We start from the raw sequence: 16365 nt of genomic DNA on the forward strand, positions 1-16365 counted from the left end.
TCCCGTACTTATGGCGGGGTCGGCTTTTTTTGCGTTGAGCCTTCCGTTGGTATGGCGCCCGTTGCCCCGATTCATCGATATTTGTTCCGGCTGCATCAAAGCCCGGCACATGGGGTAATGAAGGAAGACAACAGACATAGGCTGCAAATCTGGAATGCGGATCAGGAAGACATTAATGTCCCATGAGATTAACAGGAGGTGCAAATAGTTATGACGGAGAGAAACCGGACAGGAAATGACGATGTCATCGTTCAGAGGCAGGAGCCCATAGAAACGGAATTGGAAATTGAAAAACAGGGAAATGGTTTCATAGTGAGGGGTATCGGCGGTCAGGTGGGTGAGATCAGCTACAAGCTGGCGGATGTCGGCACTTGGGTGATTGATCGCATCCATATGGATGCGCCCTACAACGGAACGGAGCTTGAGCGCCAGCTATTGGATCTGGTCGTGGAGGAAGCCCGGGATAAAGGGAGGAAGATCATTCCATCCGCCCCTTATGCGCTTGAGCAGTTTAAGGAAAATGCCGAATACGATGACGTATGGGAGAGAAGCGAGAAAGAATTTTCCGACACGTACAGCTCGAACAGCGTAAGCTCGTCCTAAAACCTCGTAGCGAGTAAAACGATCCATTAACCCAAAACCATTACGATCCTGTGATGGTTTTTTGTAGTTATTATCCAATGTAAAAAGGTTATATCTCGATAAACATTGCCTAGTATGAAAGAGACCCTCTACCTGTCAAGAGAATATCTTCCAGGCATTGACGAAGTATAAAATAGCGATATAAAATAAGTAGACTCCAATGAAGGTGTCAATCGACTGTTTCAGGTCAGGGAAAGAAGGATCATATCTCACATGAATATTAAAATAGCAGCCATTTGTCTATATATCACACTGATTTATTGGCTGTCTTTGCATTATCCCAGTCTTCATATGATGTTTTTTCCTACACTGGGTGCATTCAGTTTGCTTTTTGCGACACGTTCCCTGGAATTGAAAGAGTTGAGCAAAATATCGCTCGGCGCGGTCCTGTCTTCCGTCATAGGAACATTATTGTTCTATCTGGACGCGGGAGTGTTTTCCTTATTGGCCAATATCTTGATAACAATCTGGCTGATGACGAAATTCAAATGGAATGCGCCCCCGATTCTGGCGGTTTCCTTTATACCCTTCTTTGCCCAAGTTCCAGAGCTGTGGACGGTGCCCCTTTCCGTATGCGGGTCGTTGCTGGGGCTGCTGCTTACCTTAACCTTAGCAATTGCTGTTGAGAAACGGATGAGAGGCTTTTCCGCTTTCCTCCTCCGAAGAAGAGAATGGACGAAGTCCGAGTGACGTCTATTCACCTCCATACTCTGCAAAAGAGCGCCTCCGTTCGCCGGGGTGCTCTTTTTTTGTGCGCTTGACCGTATACACAGGCCAAGGTGTGACCGCCCCTAGTATGCGGGTTGGAGGACATGTCCGGCAGGATCCAAGGACCGAAAATACCAGCGGCGGACCCGGGAAGCCGCGTCCTGACTGGGCCGGCAAAAGATGTGCGTTCTAAAAAAGTTGTGGCTTGTGGGCATTCTCCGCCTGCTTTAGGATGGGAGTTGGCTGCAGCCGAAAGAGATTGGCATAAAGGCGGTAATGAAAAAATGGAAAATACACTGTCCCGGAATCGCGCGGGAGACCGCCGAAAACTGTTCGACCGAAAGCGCCTTCTCATCAACATCCCTTTATTCGTGATGTTTATCCCGATCATCGTGTACTTCCTTGTGTTCAGGTACATCCCGATGCTTGGGCTCGTGGTGGCCTTCAAAGATTATAATTTCACCGACGGGATATGGGGAAGCCCCTGGGTGGGGCTGGATCATTTCAAGCTGCTGTTCTCCAATCCGAATATGCAGAATATCCTGCGCAATACGTTTATCCTCAGTCTTCTGCAAATTGTCGTCGGCTTCCCGTTTCCCATTCTGACGGCGCTCCTTATCCATGAGGCCCGGAAGCTGTGGTTCAAGAAAACGGTCCAGACGGCGGTCTTTCTGCCCCACTTTCTGAACTGGGTTATCGTGGGACAGATCGTGATTACGATTTTTTCCCAGCAGACGGGTATCGTCAATACAGTCGTGGAAGCGCTGTTCGGCGAACCGTACGCTTTCCTTTACCATGAAGGCTCCTGGATCTCGATCTTCGTCGGGGCCGGCATCTGGAAAGGAGCGGGATGGGGAGCGATTATTTATTTGGCGGCGCTTGCGGCCATCGATACGTCCCTCTATGAGGCGGCGAGTATGGATGGAGCCGGCAAATGGCGGCATATCTGGCATATTTCTCTGCCTTCGCTTGTCCCGGTCATCGTCATTCAGCTGATCCTGACGATCGGCGGCGTAATGGAGGTTGGGTTTGATCAGGTATTCGTACTTCAGAATTCAGTCGTATCCAGCATATCGGAGGTTATCTCCACCTGGAGCTACAAATCCGGAATCAACGGGGGGCAATTCAGCCTGGCGACGGCTCTTGGCCTGTTCGAATCACTTATCGGCTTGACCCTGGTGCTGCTGACGAACTGGGTCGCCCGGCGCTACAATCAAGGATTATGGTAAGGCGGGTGGGACATAGATGAGAGATTCACGAGGAGAGAAACTATTTTATACACTGAACGCCGTCATCCTGTCGTTGTTTGCCCTCAGCTGCATTCTGCCGATGGTGCATCTGCTTGCCCTGTCATTCAGCAACCAGGATGCGATTGTGTCGGGGCTGGTATCACTGTGGCCGGTCGGCTTTACGGCTGTCGCCTACGACAAGCTGGTGAACGGTACGCAGATTGTGAAAGCGCTGGGTAACAGCGTCGAGATCACCCTGGTCGGTACGTTCCTCAATCTGCTGTTTACGCTGCTCTGCGCGTATCCGCTGTCTCGGGGTTACATGTACGGCAGACGTTTCTTTACCCTGGCCATCGTCTTCACCATGCTGTTCTCCGGCGGTCTGATCCCCGGGTATCTGCTGGTCAAGTCGCTGGGACTGATCAATACCTACGGGGCGCTCTGGCTGCCGGGTCTGGTCAGCGTATATAATATGCTGGTCATGCGCACTTTCTTTATGGGGATTCCCGAGGAGCTGGTGGAGGCGGCGCGAATCGACGGCTGCGGGGAGTGGCGGCTGCTGTTCCGGGTATTCCTGCCGCTGTCGCTGCCTGTCATCGTGGCGCTCGGTCTGTTCTATGGCGTCGGCCATTGGAACTCCTTCTTCAATGTCATGATGTTCATCAATTCACCGGAAAAATTCAATCTGGCCGTGCTTGTCCAGCAGATGATTCAAAGCCAGTCGCTGCTTCAGGAGATCGGCACCATGTCTCCGGAGGATTTCGCTTCGATTACGCCGGAGTCCATCAAATCGGCGGGAGTTGTGGTCATGATTGTGCCGATGCTGATCCTATATCCCTTCCTGCAAAAGTATTTCATTAAAGGGATTTTAATTGGGGCCATTAAAGGATAAACCGTTTACCAGAAGAATTCATTGAATAGGGAGAGGGTCTCATGAAAGGCTACATGAAAAAAACGGCAGGCTGCACCTTATCGGGTCTGCTTGCTCTTACAGTTATCCTGTCCGGCTGCTCCAAGGATAAGCCGGCATCTTCCGCCACGGGGGAAACCGGCGAGACCGGGAAATCGAAGCCGTCGATTACCGTGTCGATGTACGACCGCGGCAATATCCCGCAGGAAATCGGTACGGTGGATAATAATCTGTGGACCAAGTGGGTCAATGAAAACTCGGGGGTCAACGTGAAGTTCGTTCCGGTGCCCAGATCCGACTCTGTTAAGAAATTCAACACACTGCTGGCCGCAGGCCAGGCGCCAGACCTGATACTGGAATATGACACGAACTTCCTCAACCAGTTGTACACACAGAAGCAGATTATGCCGCTCGATGATCTTATCGATCAACACAGCACCGAATACAAGCAGCTGCTGGAGCAATATCCGCTGCTTCGGAAGCTCGGAACGAAGTCGGACGGCAAACTTTATGGAATCGGGCGGGTGCTTGGCTACATTCCCGGCAACTTTCTGTTCATCCGCCAGGACTGGCTGGACAAGCTGGGTCTGAAAGTGCCGGAGACCGATGAAGAAGCCCTCGAGGTCATGAAAGCGTTTGCTGGAAAGGATCCGGACGGCAACGGAAAAGCGGATACATTCGGTGCCAATCTGAGCGGCGCCGGCGGCGGCTGGGTGGACACGATGTTCCAGAATGTCTCCTGGATCATTAGTGACGGTAATCTGGAGAAGGATTGGGAGCGGGCCGAAGCGGCAGCTTCCTACAAGAAGAGGATGTTCGAAGAAGGACTCGTCGACAAGGATTATCTGACGGACAATGTCGGCAAGAAATCGGAGCAGGATTTCCTCCAGGGCAAGACCGGGATTTATGGAGCAACGGGCAGCGTGCATCTGATTTATACCCAGTATCAGACGTTCAAAAGCAATAATCCCGATGCCAAACTGACGGTTATCGCCGTTCCGCGCAGCAAATACGGCCAGTTCAGTCCCGGCTTCAATGCGCCGATACAAATGTCCGGCGCTGTGAATGCCAAAGCCGCTTCCCCGGAGGGTGTGATGCAACTGATTGATTTCATGAGCAGCGCATCCACAGTCAAAACGATGAAGTACGGCCTCGAGGGCGTTCATTACAAAATGGAGAATGGCAAGGAAGTCACCCTCGACAAAGACAAATATGACAAGGAGATCAGCTGGCTGGGCGATTTCCGGATGGTCGGATCGCAGCACCTGATCAATGAATTTACTAAGTATCTGGAGGATCTCGACCAGTCCAAGCCGCTGGACAAGGATGTTTATGACATGATGAAAAAAGCCTACAGTCTCTACATTTCCAAGGATCAGCCTATTCCGGCGATTACGATGGACGGTTACATGCCGGGTCTGCCCGCGGACATGCTGTTCATCGCCAATAACGTGAACCAGCCGGTTGCCGACCTGTGGAACAAGGCGGTTGTCAGCGGCAAAGGTTATTCGGTGGAGCAGGCCGCCGCCGATGCGAAATCGCTGTGGAAAAAGTCCGACGGCGAGAAGCTGGAGACGTGGTATGCCGACTGGTATGCGGCCAATAAAGACAGCTGGGTATTCACCAAAGATCTTTACGATATGAAATTTTAATGAAATGAAGGACCTTTCCTACCGGCTGCGTATGACGCGATACCGGTAGGATCTTCGTTTTTGCCGGAGAGCGGCCTGGAAGGAAGGGGGATGCCGATGAATACAAAATCGTGGTTTCAACGGCTGCTGTCTACATATTTGCCGATCTTTTATCTGGTCATTTTCTTCCTGATCTTCGTATTCTTCATGACCGTCAGCCAGATGTCGCGCCAGCAGACGGCCAACGCCAACGCCAGCTATGCCAAATATGTCATGCAGGCGCTGGAGTCAGCCCTGCAGAATATCGACCGGGTATTCTACAGGGAGCTCGATACTGATCCCGATATCCAGGCATTCCTGTTCCGCAAAGACGACACCGGTGAAAGTGAATATCTGCTTAACAGCCGGCTGGCGAACAAGTTTAAAACCATGGGAGTCAGCTACCCGCTGATCCACTCCATCTATCTGTACCGGGATGCGGACCGCCGGGTGCTGACCTCCAATGCGATCATGTCCAGCGACAGCTTCGGCGATCACGAGTTCGCGGAGGAGCTGGCAGGCGGAGGAGAAGTTCCCTATACATGGACGGGAGTGCGCGATTACAGGCTGTTCAGCTTCGATCCTCTCACTTCGGTTGTCTCGTTGGTCCGCAACGTGCCCCTGCAGTACGAAAGCCGGGGATTTCTCGTCATCAATGTCTCGGTCAGCGGAATTCGGGGCATGGTGGATGAGATGGCCACTCAGAATGTCGGCTCCACAGCGGTATATGACGCCTCGGGCCGGGCGATTGTCGGTTCGATCAACGGCAATCTGCAGGGCATGTCTTTGGTGAAATCCTCCTATATGATGTGGGAGGTGCGGACCGGCCTGATCGGAGGTTCGGCATACGGGGTAATTCTGAATTTCTTTTACGGCTGGGTAGTGCTAGGGTTTGCGGCAATTGTGCTCGGAACGGTCGGAATCGTGTTCGTTACCCGGCGTTATACCTCACCGCTTGACGCTATTGTCCGGAGGATCAAGTCCTACTCCAAATCCCGATCGAAGGAGCTGGCCGTGATGGCCGGCGGCCAGCCGCAGTTCTTCGAGACGGCATTCAATCATCTGCTGGAAATGGCGAATTTGTACACCGATGTTCATCATGAGAATCTGGTTTACCGCAGAAAAACGTTCTTCATCGAGCTGGTTGGCGGGGAACGGAGAATCGACGCTTCTGCCTGGGAAGAAGAGACCGGAAGATTCGGAATGACGGCCGGTTTCCGGGAGCTTGCGATCGGCATTGTGGATATCGATAAATATCCCGGCTTCTGCGGAGCGTACAGCTATCAGGATCAGAATCTGATCAAATTCGTCATCTCAAGCGTCGTGAAGGAAACGGCTGCCGAGATGCGCATAGCCGTCTGGTCGGAATGGCTGGAGAACGAGCAGCTGACCGTGCTGTTCCGCACGGAAGGGTCAGAGCCTGGACTCCGCTCGGAGGTTGCCGTCTTGTGCGACAGAATCCGGATTTGGATTCAGGATAATCTGGAGTATACGGTGACCATCGGGATTGGGTCGGTTGTGGAGGAATTGGGGGACGTTCCGCGCTCCTTCGATGAAGCCGAGGAGGCGTTGACCTATAAATCCTCTGCAGGTATGAACCGGATCATCGCTTATAGCGATACCGAGCGCGGTTTTCAACTGGATTCGTTTGTTTATTTGCAGCTGATCCGCAGCATTGCAGATTCTTTCAAGCTGAGAGACGCAGACTGGAAGATCAAGTTTGCCGAACTGGTGGATCATATGCGAAGCCGGCTGTTTTTGCGCCAGGATATGGTTAATCTGCTGCAATACATGGTTTTTCACATCTCCAAGGAAGTATGGGACCTCCCCGCACCTTACAAAGAGGCATGGGACCGGGTGACCCCGGAGCTGAGCGGCGTGCTGAAGGACTTCGATACGCTGGAGGACGTCCGGGAGCGGCTTGAAGCTCTGCTGGACGAGGCCGCCGCACGGTTTGAGCAGCTCCGTCCCGGCAAGCAAAATCAGGAGCTGATCCGCAATGTCAAAGCATACATTGAAGCCCATTATCACAGTCCTGATTTGTCTCTGGGCCTGCTCAGCTCCGAATACGGCATTCACCAGAGCAATTTGAGCCGTCTGTTCAAGGAGGAAATCGGCGAGAATTTCGTCGATTATCTGGCCCGCATCCGGATTTTGCGGGCGAAGGAGCTGCTGCAGACGACAATTGATCCCATCCAGGACATTGCGGGCAGGGTGGGTATCTGCATTATTTTTCCTTTAACCGGGTGTTCAAAAAATTGATGGGCCTGACGCCCGGCGAATACCGCAGAAGCGCAGCGTCGGAAGCGGAAGGCGGATAGGAGACGAACATGGATAAACATTGGCAGGCGAACTGGATCCGGCATCCGGATTTTCAAGGGATAGCTCCGATCGGGCTGCTGCACAAGGAGACGCAGCCGCAGCCGGAACATTTGCATCCTTCGGAGCTGAAACATCATCATTCCCTGTTTCGCAAAGAGATTAACCTGGCGGCGGAGCAGATGGAGAAGATAAGACTGGATATCAGCGCAGACGATTATTACAAGCTATATATCAACGGAGCTTATGTCGCCCAGGGGCCGGCCCAGGGATACCCGTTCCATTATCATTACAACCGGCTGGACGTCACTCCTTATATGACGGTTGGCCTCAATATCATCGCCGTCCATGTCTATTACCAGGGGTTGGTGAACCGCGCCTATAACAGCGGGGATTTGCGCCAGGGTTTGATTGCCGAGCTGACGACGGCGGGCCAAACCGTGCCGCTCGCGGAAACGGATGAAAGCTGGCGCTGCGCGCGCACGGTGGAATATGGCACCGGGGATGCAGCTACGACCGGCTACGATACCCAATATATCGAGCATATTGACAGCCGCCTTGCCTTCCGTGGTTGGCGCGCGGCGGATTATGACGATTCCGGCTGGATGAAGCCAGCCACGCTCGGGCTGGAGCATGCCGGTTACACGCTTTTCGAGCAACCCACGCCTCCCGTGGAGGTATATCGGAAGAAGCCGGACCGGGTGCAGCGGATCGGAGAGGATCATTATCTGGTGGATTTCGGCGAGGAGGTAACCGGCCAATTTACGATGAGGGCACGCGGAGAAGCAGGGACGGTTATTGAAGTACGATGCGGGGAAGAGCTGGACGATCATGGACGCGTACGTTATGAAATGCGCTGCAACTGCAATTACCGGGAGCAATGGACTCTATCCGGGCACGAGGATGAGCTGGAGCCGTTCGATTACAAAGCGTTCCGTTATGTGGAGATCATCGGACCAGGCGGAATTCTGGATGAGCGGACGTTCGCCGCTGTAGTCCGCCATTATCCCCTGTCGCCCGGACAGAGCGGCAGCTTCCGCTCGGAGGAGCGGCTGTTGAACGGTATCTGGGACATTTGCGGCCGCGCTGTCCGCAGCTGCGCGCAGGAATCCTATGTGGATTGTCCCAGCCGGGAGAAGGGGCAGTATCTTGGAGACAATACCGTTATCGGCCATGCCCATTTGTATGTGAGCGGCGATTCGCGTTTGGTCCGGAAAGGGCTGCGCGACTTTGCCTTAAGCACGGCGGTGTGTCCGGGCATGATGGCGGTCGCCCCCGGGAATTTTATGCAGGAAATCGCGGACTTCTCCTGCCAGTGGCCCATGCAGCTGCTCACCTATTACCGGCATACAGGGGACACCGCCTTTCTGCAGGAGATGCTGCCTATCGCCGATGGCATCGTGGACTACTTCCGCAAGTACCAGCGTGCAGACGGGCTGCTGGCCGATGTGAAGGAGAAATGGAACCTCGTCGATTGGCCGGAAAATCTGCGCGATGGCTATGACTTCCCGCTGACGCGTCCGGTCGGGAACGGCTGCCATAATGTAATCAACGCACTCTATTACGGCTGCATGAAAACCGTACAGGAGCTCAAGGATGAGCTGCAGGTAGAATATGAGGACCGGCTTCCGGCGTTCAAAGCGGCGTTTCTCGCTGCCTTCTACCGGCCGGAGAGCGGGCTGTTTGCCGACTCGGAGAACAGTGTACACAGCTCGCTGCATGCGGGTGTATTCCCGCTGTTGTTCGGACTGGCGCCGGAGCAGGCGGTGCCTGCTCTTGTCGCTGAAATCCGCCGCAAGCGGTTCAGCTGCGGTGTTTATATGGCTTACTTTGTGCTCAAGGCTCTTGCCCGCGTGGATGAACACCCTCTCATCTATGAGCTGATTACCGGAGATGACGAGCATTCCTGGAGCCAGATGCTGCGGGAGGGGGCAACCAGCTGCTTCGAGGCGTGGGGCAAGGAACAGAAGTGGAATACCAGTCTGTGCCATGCCTGGGGCAGCGCGCCGATCCCCGTGCTTATCGAGGATATCATCGGCTTGAAGCCGGCGAGTCCGGGCTGGGAGGAGATTTCATTCGAGCCCCGGCTGCCTCCGGGTATGAAGCCGTTTCATCTGCGCATCGCTGTCCCTGCGGGCATAGTGGAGGTTCGTTACGACGGCGCGGAAGCGGAGCTTGTCCTCCAGGATCAAACGTTGAGACGGCCAGCCGGCGGGTAGCTGTATACGGATTGCCAGAAACAAGGGCGGGATTCCGCAAGCCAAGAGCTGGTTGGAACCCCGTCCTTGTTTTATTACTGGATGACGGCAGGATTTTTAGCCAATCGCAAGTAAAGGAAAATAGCCCTTGAGAGGTTCGTCGAGGAGACGATCTATCGCGGGCCACCCGGCCTGTGTTGTCCTCGAATCCAAAAGTAATGGGGCAATAACGCCTTCTAAGGTGCATTGTCGATTGTTTTCTGATATCGTTTCCGTTCGCATAATTTAAGGCCATGCAGAAGAACCTAATCCATAATCATTGGAAAAGGTGGTAATCGTTATGCGACTCCTGCGAAAATGGCCTCAAACCTCCCTGGTCCTCTGTACTGTCCTGCTGCTTGCCGCGGCGGCGGGATGTACCGGACGTCGTTCGGGGATGAACACTGCCGAGGCGCCGGGCCAGAAGGGGCGGACGGCCAGCATTATGGTGGCGAATCATGAGGTGTTCGCCGATCTTCCCGTTTACAGGGAAAGCGGAGGGCGGCTCTGGATTCCCTTGAAGGAAAGCGCCGGCGCTATGAGTTTGGATCTGCACAATAGGGGCGACCGCCTGGCGCTGGGCAACACGGATGCCGCCTATTGGCTTAAGGTCAATGACAGCAAGGCCGCTGCGGGGGAAAGATCCATATCACTGCCTCAGGCCCCCAAACTATTTGACGGCAAACCCTACGTCACGACCGAAACCTTGTCCGCATTGCTGGCTACTCCGGTTCATTGGAACGAGCAGAGCGGACAGGTCACGATCACTCCCATCGATGACCGGACAAGACTTGCCCTGCAGCAGCAGGCTGGTATGACCCTGGGGCACGGGCAATTGAGAGGCCTGTCCCTTCCGGCCGACAAGGACGAAATCATTCAGTTTGCCAAAAAATACATCGGCACGCCGTATGATTTTGGGTCCAGCAGCTACAGCGCATCCCATAAATTTGATTGCTCCTCCTTTGTCCAGCATGTTTATGCCCACTTCGGCGTGGATTTGCCAAGAACGGCAAGGGATCAGGCGGAGGTCGGCCAGACGATTCCACAAAGCCAGCTTCAGACAGGCGATCTGATGTTCTTCTACACCCCGGACCGCTTTGAGACCAATCGGATTGTCGGCCATGTCGGTATTTATGCAGGCAGCGGCAGGATGATCCAGACTTACGGGGATCCCGGTGTGGTAATGTCGGATTTTAATGATTACTGGAAAGGACGTTTCCTGCTGGCCAAACGTGTAGGCGGGTGAAGCCCGGGTAGAGGCGGCACTCCGTGGCATCAAAAAAAACCATCCAGTTTGGCTTCCTTTCGGAAGGCAGACTGGATGGTTTGACGTTTCTGGAATATCGGTCAGCCCGGCAGGCACCTTAAGCCAGCCTGTTGAATCTGGCGATAGCTTCCTGCCACTTGTCGGCATCGGCCGGCTCATAGGTCTGAATGGGAAAGGAGCGTTTGACCAACTGCTTTCCTTCTTCAATGCCCGCGATCTCGCCGCCGGCTTGAAATTGGACCAGCATGTTGCCAATGGCGCTCGCTTCCACAGGACCCGCCCATACCGGGCGGCCGATGGCGCTTGCGGTCAACTGGCAGAGCAGCTCATTCTGAATGCCGCCGCCCACCATATGAAGCTCAGAGAAGTGCCGGCCGGTCAGCCGCTGGCATTGCTCCAGCACGATATGATACCTGAGCGCAAGGCTTTCCAGAATACATCTTGCGGTTTCGCCCCTGCTGCGGGGAACGGGCTGGTTCGTTTCTTCGCAGAAGCGGGCAATCTCCTGTTCCATATCCTTTGGATTCATGAAACGCAAATCATCGGGGTGGATCAGACTGCGGAAAGCCTCTGCATGACCGGCTTCGTGCGTCAGCTCCGCGAAGGAGATCTCCGCACCGCTTTTGTTCCATTTGCGCCTGCATTCCTGCAAAATCCACAAACCCATAATATTCTTCAGCAGTTGAAAGGTATTGCCGACTCCGCCTTCATTGGAGAACTCCAGCTCCCTGACTTCCGGCGTCAGCAGAGCGTCCGGCAGCTCCGTGCCGAGTAGGGACCAGGTGCCGCAGATCAGATAAGCAAAGGAAGAGGAGCCGGAAGGAACAGCCGCCGCCGCGGACTCCGTATCATGAGAACCGACTGCAATGGCGCGCATGGACGGCACGCCAAGCTCCTCGCAAACCGCGGCTGTCAGCCTGCCGGTCTCTGTGCCGGGATGCACAGGGGCGAGAAATAAGCCGGACGGGATGCCAAGCCGATCCATGAGCGGTTCATTCCATACCCGTTCGTCGGGCCGGAACAGCTGGGTCGTCGTCGCCATCGTGAACTCGCATGCTTTCACTCCGGTCAGGAAGTAGGTGAGCAAATCAGGCGTGAGCAGCAGCGTCTGTGCATGCTCGAGCGGGACAGAGCCCGCCTTCTTCATCGCATACAGCTGATAGATCGTATTGAAGGGCATGAGCTGCAACCCGCTTTCGCGGAACAGCTTGTCTTCCCCGATCATGGCGCATACTTCCTCAATCAGCCCCGTCGTGTGCGGGTCGCGGTAATGATATGGATTGGCAAGCAGCTCGCCGCTGCGGTCAAGCAGGCCAAAATCCACGCCCCATGTGTCGATGCCAAAGCTTGCCGGTTCAAAGCCCTGCTGATGGGCTTTAAGAATGCCGGCCTTCAATTCCTTGAGCAGCATAAGAATGTCCCAATGCAGATGGGCGCCAATCTCCACCGGTTCATTGACGAACCGGTGGATTTCCGTAATCCGCAGCTGCTTGAGGCCGTCCTCTCCCGTGACCAGCTCGCCGATAAACGCTCTGCCGCTGCTCGCGCCAAGGTCAAAGGCCAATGCCGCAGGGGGCTTTTTCATTGTGGAGTCCACCGCCTTCGCTAATGTTTTCTACAACGCTGCTGTAGAATTCCGGTATTCCCTGCATGGCCGGCCGAAGTCAGCCTGTGCCTTCAACGGTTGTCGAGCGGCAGTCTCTGGCTTCTTAAGGCCGGATCGATATGTCTATTTCATCTGCTGCAGCAGCTTGATGCGGTAATCCTCGCTCTCAAGCGACGCGATTTCCTTGAATTCCTCGTCCGTCAATACTTTCAAGGGGCCGACTGCTCTTGCGCTCATATAGATCTTTGCGCTTTCATCGACGACCTGCGTCCGGTAATAAGCCTCGCGCAAATTCCGTCCCGTGGTGACCAGGCCATGGTTGCCGAGCAGGATGGAGCTTGCTTCGTTCACCTTGTCGGCCACGGCTATGGCAAGCAGATCCGTCGTTGGCAGGACATAAGGAACGTAAGCGGTTTTGCCTACCAGCGCCGCTTGGTCGGGGAACATGATCGGCAGCTCGGTCTCCACCAGAGTGAATGCGATGCAGGAGGAAGGGTGGGTGTGCACAATCGCGCCGATAGCCGGATTCTGCCTGTAGCAGAACAGATGCATCAGCACCTCCGAGGATGGACGCAGTCCGTTGTCCGTAATCTCTCCGGTTGGAATATCCACCTCAACCCACTGTTCCGGGGTGATCTCCTCGATCGCGAAGCCGCTCGGCGACAAATACATCTTGTCCCCGGCACGCGCGCTGATGTTGCCGCCCGGGCCCACAACGAGCCCGTTCACTACCGTTTTGACGGCATATTTGCAAAGCTCGTTGCGTGTATCCATGTTTTGCATCTGAAAAGTCTCCTATCCCGTGCTTATTTATAAAGCGGTCCGAAATTCGCGCATGCTCTGAAATCCGCGCTTTCCGTGCTTTCGGTACCGAACATTCCCCAGGTGCGGGGGCGGAAAATCTGATCGCCCGGCACATTGTGCATGCTGACCGGAATCCGCAGCATTGACGCAAGCGTCAGCAGGTCGGCGCCGATGTGGCCATAGGAAATGGCGCCATGATTGGCTCCCCAATGATCCATAACGGAATAGACGCTGGTGAACGCGCCTTCGCCGGTCAGATTCGGAGCAAACCAGGTGGTCGGCCAGGTCGGATCTGTCCGGTCATCCAGCGTTTGGTGCACCTCATCCGGCAGATCAACGGAATAGCCTTCCGCGATTTGCAGTACAGGTCCGAGGCCTTTCACCAGATTAAGCCGGGACATCGTCATCGGCATCCCGCCGCGCGTGAGGAAATCGCTGGAGTAACCGCCACCGCGGAAATATTCAAGCGATGCTGGCCTCCATGATGTGGCGTCGAGGCATTTCTGCGCTTCTTCGCTGCTGATTTCCCAGAAAGGCTTCATTGCCGGTTGGCCGTCAAGCTGCTGCTCGCCGGTCCCGTCCAGCGTCGCAGCCCCGGAGTTGATCAGATGAAGCAGTCCGCCTGCAGCCTTGCCGTCCAGATCGTGGCCGGTCACGCGTTTGACGGCATCCGGGCTCCAATAGGTGCGGACATCGGCGAAAATTTGCGCGGTATTGGTCAGCAGATAACCAAACAGCATGTTGACACCGTTCAGACTGTCGTTCTCGGTGGCGACCATAAACGGGGAACGGATGCCGTTCCAGTCGAAGGAGCTGTTCAGAATCGCCTCCATAAAGTCGCCGTTCGGGAAGTGGTCAGTCCATTGGCGCTGCCCCTGGAAACCGGAAACGAGTGCGTTATGGCCGCCTGCTTCCTCGCCAAAACCAAGCCCCGCCAGCTTCGGATTGCCGATCATCAGATCTCTTGCGATAATGGCCATCTTGACGACCGTTTCCCAATCCTTGTCCTTCTGCTCGCGCGAGGTGGCGTTGGCTTCGGGATTGTTGTCCGCGCCTTCCTTGCAATTCTCTTTTGTCCACGCGAGCGCTTTCGCAAATTCCTCTTTGTCGTAAATCTCTTCATCGATGCGGCGCACAAATTCGGTCATATCTATATATTCATTTCTCATGCCCAGATATTCCTGGAAGAACCGCTCATCTACGATGGACCCTGCAATCCCCATCGACACCGAACCCATGGACAAATAGGATTTGCCGCGCATCGTCGCGACCGTCAAGCCCGCTTTGGCAAAACGGAGCAGCTTCTCCTTCACATCATCCGGGATAACGGAATCGCCTTCATCCTGAACGTCCTTGCCGTAGATGCCAAAAGCGGGAAGGCCCTTCTGCGCATGAGCCGATAATACGGCTGCCAAATATACGGCACCGGGACGTCCGGTCCCGTTGAAGCCCCATACCGCTTTGGGCAAAGAAGGGTCCGTATCCATCGTTTCCGTCCCGTAACACCAACAAGGCGTAACGGTTACCGATAACCCTACGCCTGCTTTTTTGAATTTATCTGCAGCGGCAGCCGCTTCCGCCACGCCACCTATACAAGTGTCGGCAATCACACATTCAACGGGCTCGCCATTTGGATAACGAAGCTCGGAAGAGAGCAGCTCTGCAACCGTTTTCGCTAAATTCATCGTTTGATCTTCAAGGGATTCGCGCACGCCTCTGCGTCTTCCGTCGATTGTCGGACGAATACCGATCTTAGGGAAACCATCTTTCCATCTGTGATCCAAAGTCATGATGAACCATTCCTCTCCAGAGTAATAATAGTAAGGTTACCGATAACCCTAAATTAGCAACAAGCACACTTGCTGTCAACTCTTTTCTTCGTTATGATTGAAATAGACAACATAAAAGGAGCAATTAGGCTTGACGACCATATATGATATTGCCAAGAAGGCGAATGTATCTGCCATGACGGTCTCCAAGGTGATCAACAACACGGGGAGTATCAGTCTGAAGACGAAGGCCAGGATCAAACGGGTGATGGAAGAACTCAATTATGTGCCCAATCAGATGGCGAGGGGACTTGTGCTCCAACAGACGCGGCAGCTGTTTCTGCTCATCACGGATATTAACAATCCGTTCTATACCACACTTTCCCGCGGGGCCGAGGATGCCGCCAAGGAGAAGGGGTATCGTCTTTCTTTTGGAAACAGCGATGAGAATATTGAGAAAGAAGGCGAGTACCTGGAAATCATTCTGGGAAACCGCGTAGCAGGCGTCCTGTTCTCGCCTGCGGGGGATCAATCGGTTTCCCATTTGGAGACACTGCAACGGCACAAGGTTCCGTTTGTACTGCTGGATCGGGAGGTGCCGGGAATCGAGAGCGATGCGGTAATCGGGGACAGCCGGGAAGGGGCCAGGCGGATCGTCGAGCATTTTATCGAGAACGGGCATCGCCATATTGCCCTGATCAACGGATCGCCCGGCATATCCAGTGCGCGCCTGCGGCATCAGGGGTATATCGAAGCGCATAAGCTGAATGATCTTCCTGTACAGGAAAGCTACCATCTGGCGTTCGGTTACGGCTCGCAGACGGATCTGTCGGGAATAATGACTTGGCTGAACAGCTTAAATCCCCGCCCCACAGCCATCATGGCGGGCAATAATGTCCTTGGCGTTGAGGTGATCCGCGCCATACGGGATAGTGGCCTGCGGGTTCCGGAGGATATTTCAGTCGCCTGCTTCGACGATCTTGGCCCCTTCTCGCAGATCTCCCCGTTCCTGACCGTCGTGACCCAGCAAGCGTACGAATTCGGGTATCTGGGCACCCAGCTGCTGATCGAGCGCATTGAGAAGAAGGATGAGAACCGTCCGTTCCGCAGAATCAATCTGCCGGTTGAACTGGTACCGAGGAAGTCGGTCGCGAGGCTTGGAACCTCTACGTAAACCGTTCACGGAGCCAGCCGCTTCTGCTTT

Annotated in this window: 13 protein-coding genes; 10 read left to right on the top strand and 3 right to left on the bottom strand. The window is 54.5% G+C overall.

All coding sequences use genetic code 11. The features are described from left to right. Positions 1-210 precede the first annotated feature (210 nt). From IEY46_RS32440 to IEY46_RS32475, 9 genes are all read left to right on the top strand, one after another. Positions 211-603 (top strand): GNAT family N-acetyltransferase, encoded by a 393-nt coding sequence (locus tag IEY46_RS32440; RefSeq protein WP_188999392.1) that lies wholly within the window; start codon positions 211-213, stop codon positions 601-603. Positions 604-855: 252 nt separating this feature from the next. Then, complete coding sequence (locus IEY46_RS32445; RefSeq protein WP_188999393.1) at positions 856-1332, top strand: HPP family protein; 477 nt, start codon at positions 856-858, stop codon at positions 1330-1332. A 302-nt stretch (positions 1333-1634) separates the two neighbouring features. Then, complete coding sequence (locus IEY46_RS32450; RefSeq protein ID WP_188999394.1) at positions 1635-2579, top strand: ABC transporter permease; 945 nt, start codon at positions 1635-1637, stop codon at positions 2577-2579. Between the two features lie 16 nt (positions 2580-2595). Beyond that, on the top strand, positions 2596-3471 hold the full coding sequence (locus IEY46_RS32455) for a carbohydrate ABC transporter permease (RefSeq protein ID WP_188999396.1): 876 nt from the start codon (positions 2596-2598) through the stop codon (positions 3469-3471). 41 nt (positions 3472-3512) lie between these two features. After that, the gene (locus IEY46_RS32460; protein ID WP_188999398.1) at positions 3513-5141 is read left to right on the top strand and encodes an extracellular solute-binding protein; all 1629 of its coding nucleotides are present in this window, start codon (positions 3513-3515) and stop codon (positions 5139-5141) included. 96 nt (positions 5142-5237) lie between these two features. After that, entirely contained in the window at positions 5238-7421 is a 2184-nt protein-coding gene (locus IEY46_RS32465; RefSeq protein WP_188999400.1) for a helix-turn-helix domain-containing protein, read from the top strand. Beyond that, on the top strand, positions 7406-7480 hold the full coding sequence (locus tag IEY46_RS37175; protein ID WP_373288936.1) for a hypothetical protein: 75 nt from the start codon (positions 7406-7408) through the stop codon (positions 7478-7480). Before IEY46_RS32465 ends, IEY46_RS37175 begins: the two co-directional genes overlap by 16 nt. A 9-nt stretch (positions 7481-7489) precedes the next feature. Continuing rightward, entirely contained in the window at positions 7490-9697 is a 2208-nt protein-coding gene (locus IEY46_RS32470) for a family 78 glycoside hydrolase catalytic domain (RefSeq protein WP_188999401.1), read from the top strand. 319 nt (positions 9698-10016) lie between these two features. Beyond that, entirely contained in the window at positions 10017-10961 is a 945-nt protein-coding gene (locus IEY46_RS32475) for a C40 family peptidase (protein ID WP_188999403.1), read from the top strand. Positions 10962-11079: 118 nt separating this feature from the next. Here the strand turns inward: IEY46_RS32475 and IEY46_RS32480 are convergent, their stop codons facing one another. The 3 genes from IEY46_RS32480 to IEY46_RS32490 form a co-directional block, all read right to left on the bottom strand. Then, on the bottom strand, positions 11080-12567 hold the full coding sequence (locus IEY46_RS32480; protein ID WP_188999405.1) for a rhamnulokinase: 1488 nt from the start codon (positions 12565-12567) through the stop codon (positions 11080-11082). A 144-nt stretch (positions 12568-12711) separates the two neighbouring features. Then, positions 12712-13371: a class II aldolase/adducin family protein gene (locus IEY46_RS32485; protein WP_188999407.1), complete on the bottom strand. Its 660-nt coding sequence runs from the start codon at positions 13369-13371 to the stop codon at positions 12712-12714. A 23-nt stretch (positions 13372-13394) separates the two neighbouring features. Then, positions 13395-15182 (bottom strand): L-fucose isomerase, encoded by a 1788-nt coding sequence (locus IEY46_RS32490; RefSeq protein ID WP_229750701.1) that lies wholly within the window; start codon positions 15180-15182, stop codon positions 13395-13397. Positions 15183-15312: 130 nt separating this feature from the next. On the opposite strand from IEY46_RS32490, the gene IEY46_RS32495 reads away from it, so the two are divergent. Beyond that, on the top strand, positions 15313-16335 hold the full coding sequence (locus IEY46_RS32495) for a LacI family DNA-binding transcriptional regulator (protein WP_188999409.1): 1023 nt from the start codon (positions 15313-15315) through the stop codon (positions 16333-16335). Positions 16336-16365 lie beyond the last annotated feature (30 nt).

It is taken from the genome of Paenibacillus nasutitermitis (assembly GCF_014641075.1).
In the GTDB taxonomy this organism is placed as follows: domain Bacteria; phylum Bacillota; class Bacilli; order Paenibacillales; family Paenibacillaceae; genus Paenibacillus_Z; species Paenibacillus_Z nasutitermitis.

Coding starts and splice junctions, on each gene's coding strand:
- IEY46_RS32460 (WP_188999398.1), top strand. CDS start 3,513: ATGAAAGGCTACATGAAAAAAACGGCAGGCTGCACCTTATCGGGTCTG.
- IEY46_RS32475 (WP_188999403.1), top strand. CDS start 10,017: ATGCGACTCCTGCGAAAATGGCCTCAAACCTCCCTGGTCCTCTGTACT.
- IEY46_RS32490 (WP_229750701.1), bottom strand. CDS start 15,182: ATGACTTTGGATCACAGATGGAAAGATGGTTTCCCTAAGATCGGTATT.
- IEY46_RS32485 (WP_188999407.1), bottom strand. CDS start 13,371: ATGCAAAACATGGATACACGCAACGAGCTTTGCAAATATGCCGTCAAA.
- IEY46_RS32465 (WP_188999400.1), top strand. CDS start 5,238: ATGAATACAAAATCGTGGTTTCAACGGCTGCTGTCTACATATTTGCCG.
- IEY46_RS32445 (WP_188999393.1), top strand. CDS start 856: ATGAATATTAAAATAGCAGCCATTTGTCTATATATCACACTGATTTAT.
- IEY46_RS32470 (WP_188999401.1), top strand. CDS start 7,490: ATGGATAAACATTGGCAGGCGAACTGGATCCGGCATCCGGATTTTCAA.
- IEY46_RS32455 (WP_188999396.1), top strand. CDS start 2,596: ATGAGAGATTCACGAGGAGAGAAACTATTTTATACACTGAACGCCGTC.
- IEY46_RS32450 (WP_188999394.1), top strand. CDS start 1,635: ATGGAAAATACACTGTCCCGGAATCGCGCGGGAGACCGCCGAAAACTG.
- IEY46_RS32480 (WP_188999405.1), bottom strand. CDS start 12,567: ATGAAAAAGCCCCCTGCGGCATTGGCCTTTGACCTTGGCGCGAGCAGC.
- IEY46_RS32440 (WP_188999392.1), top strand. CDS start 211: ATGACGGAGAGAAACCGGACAGGAAATGACGATGTCATCGTTCAGAGG.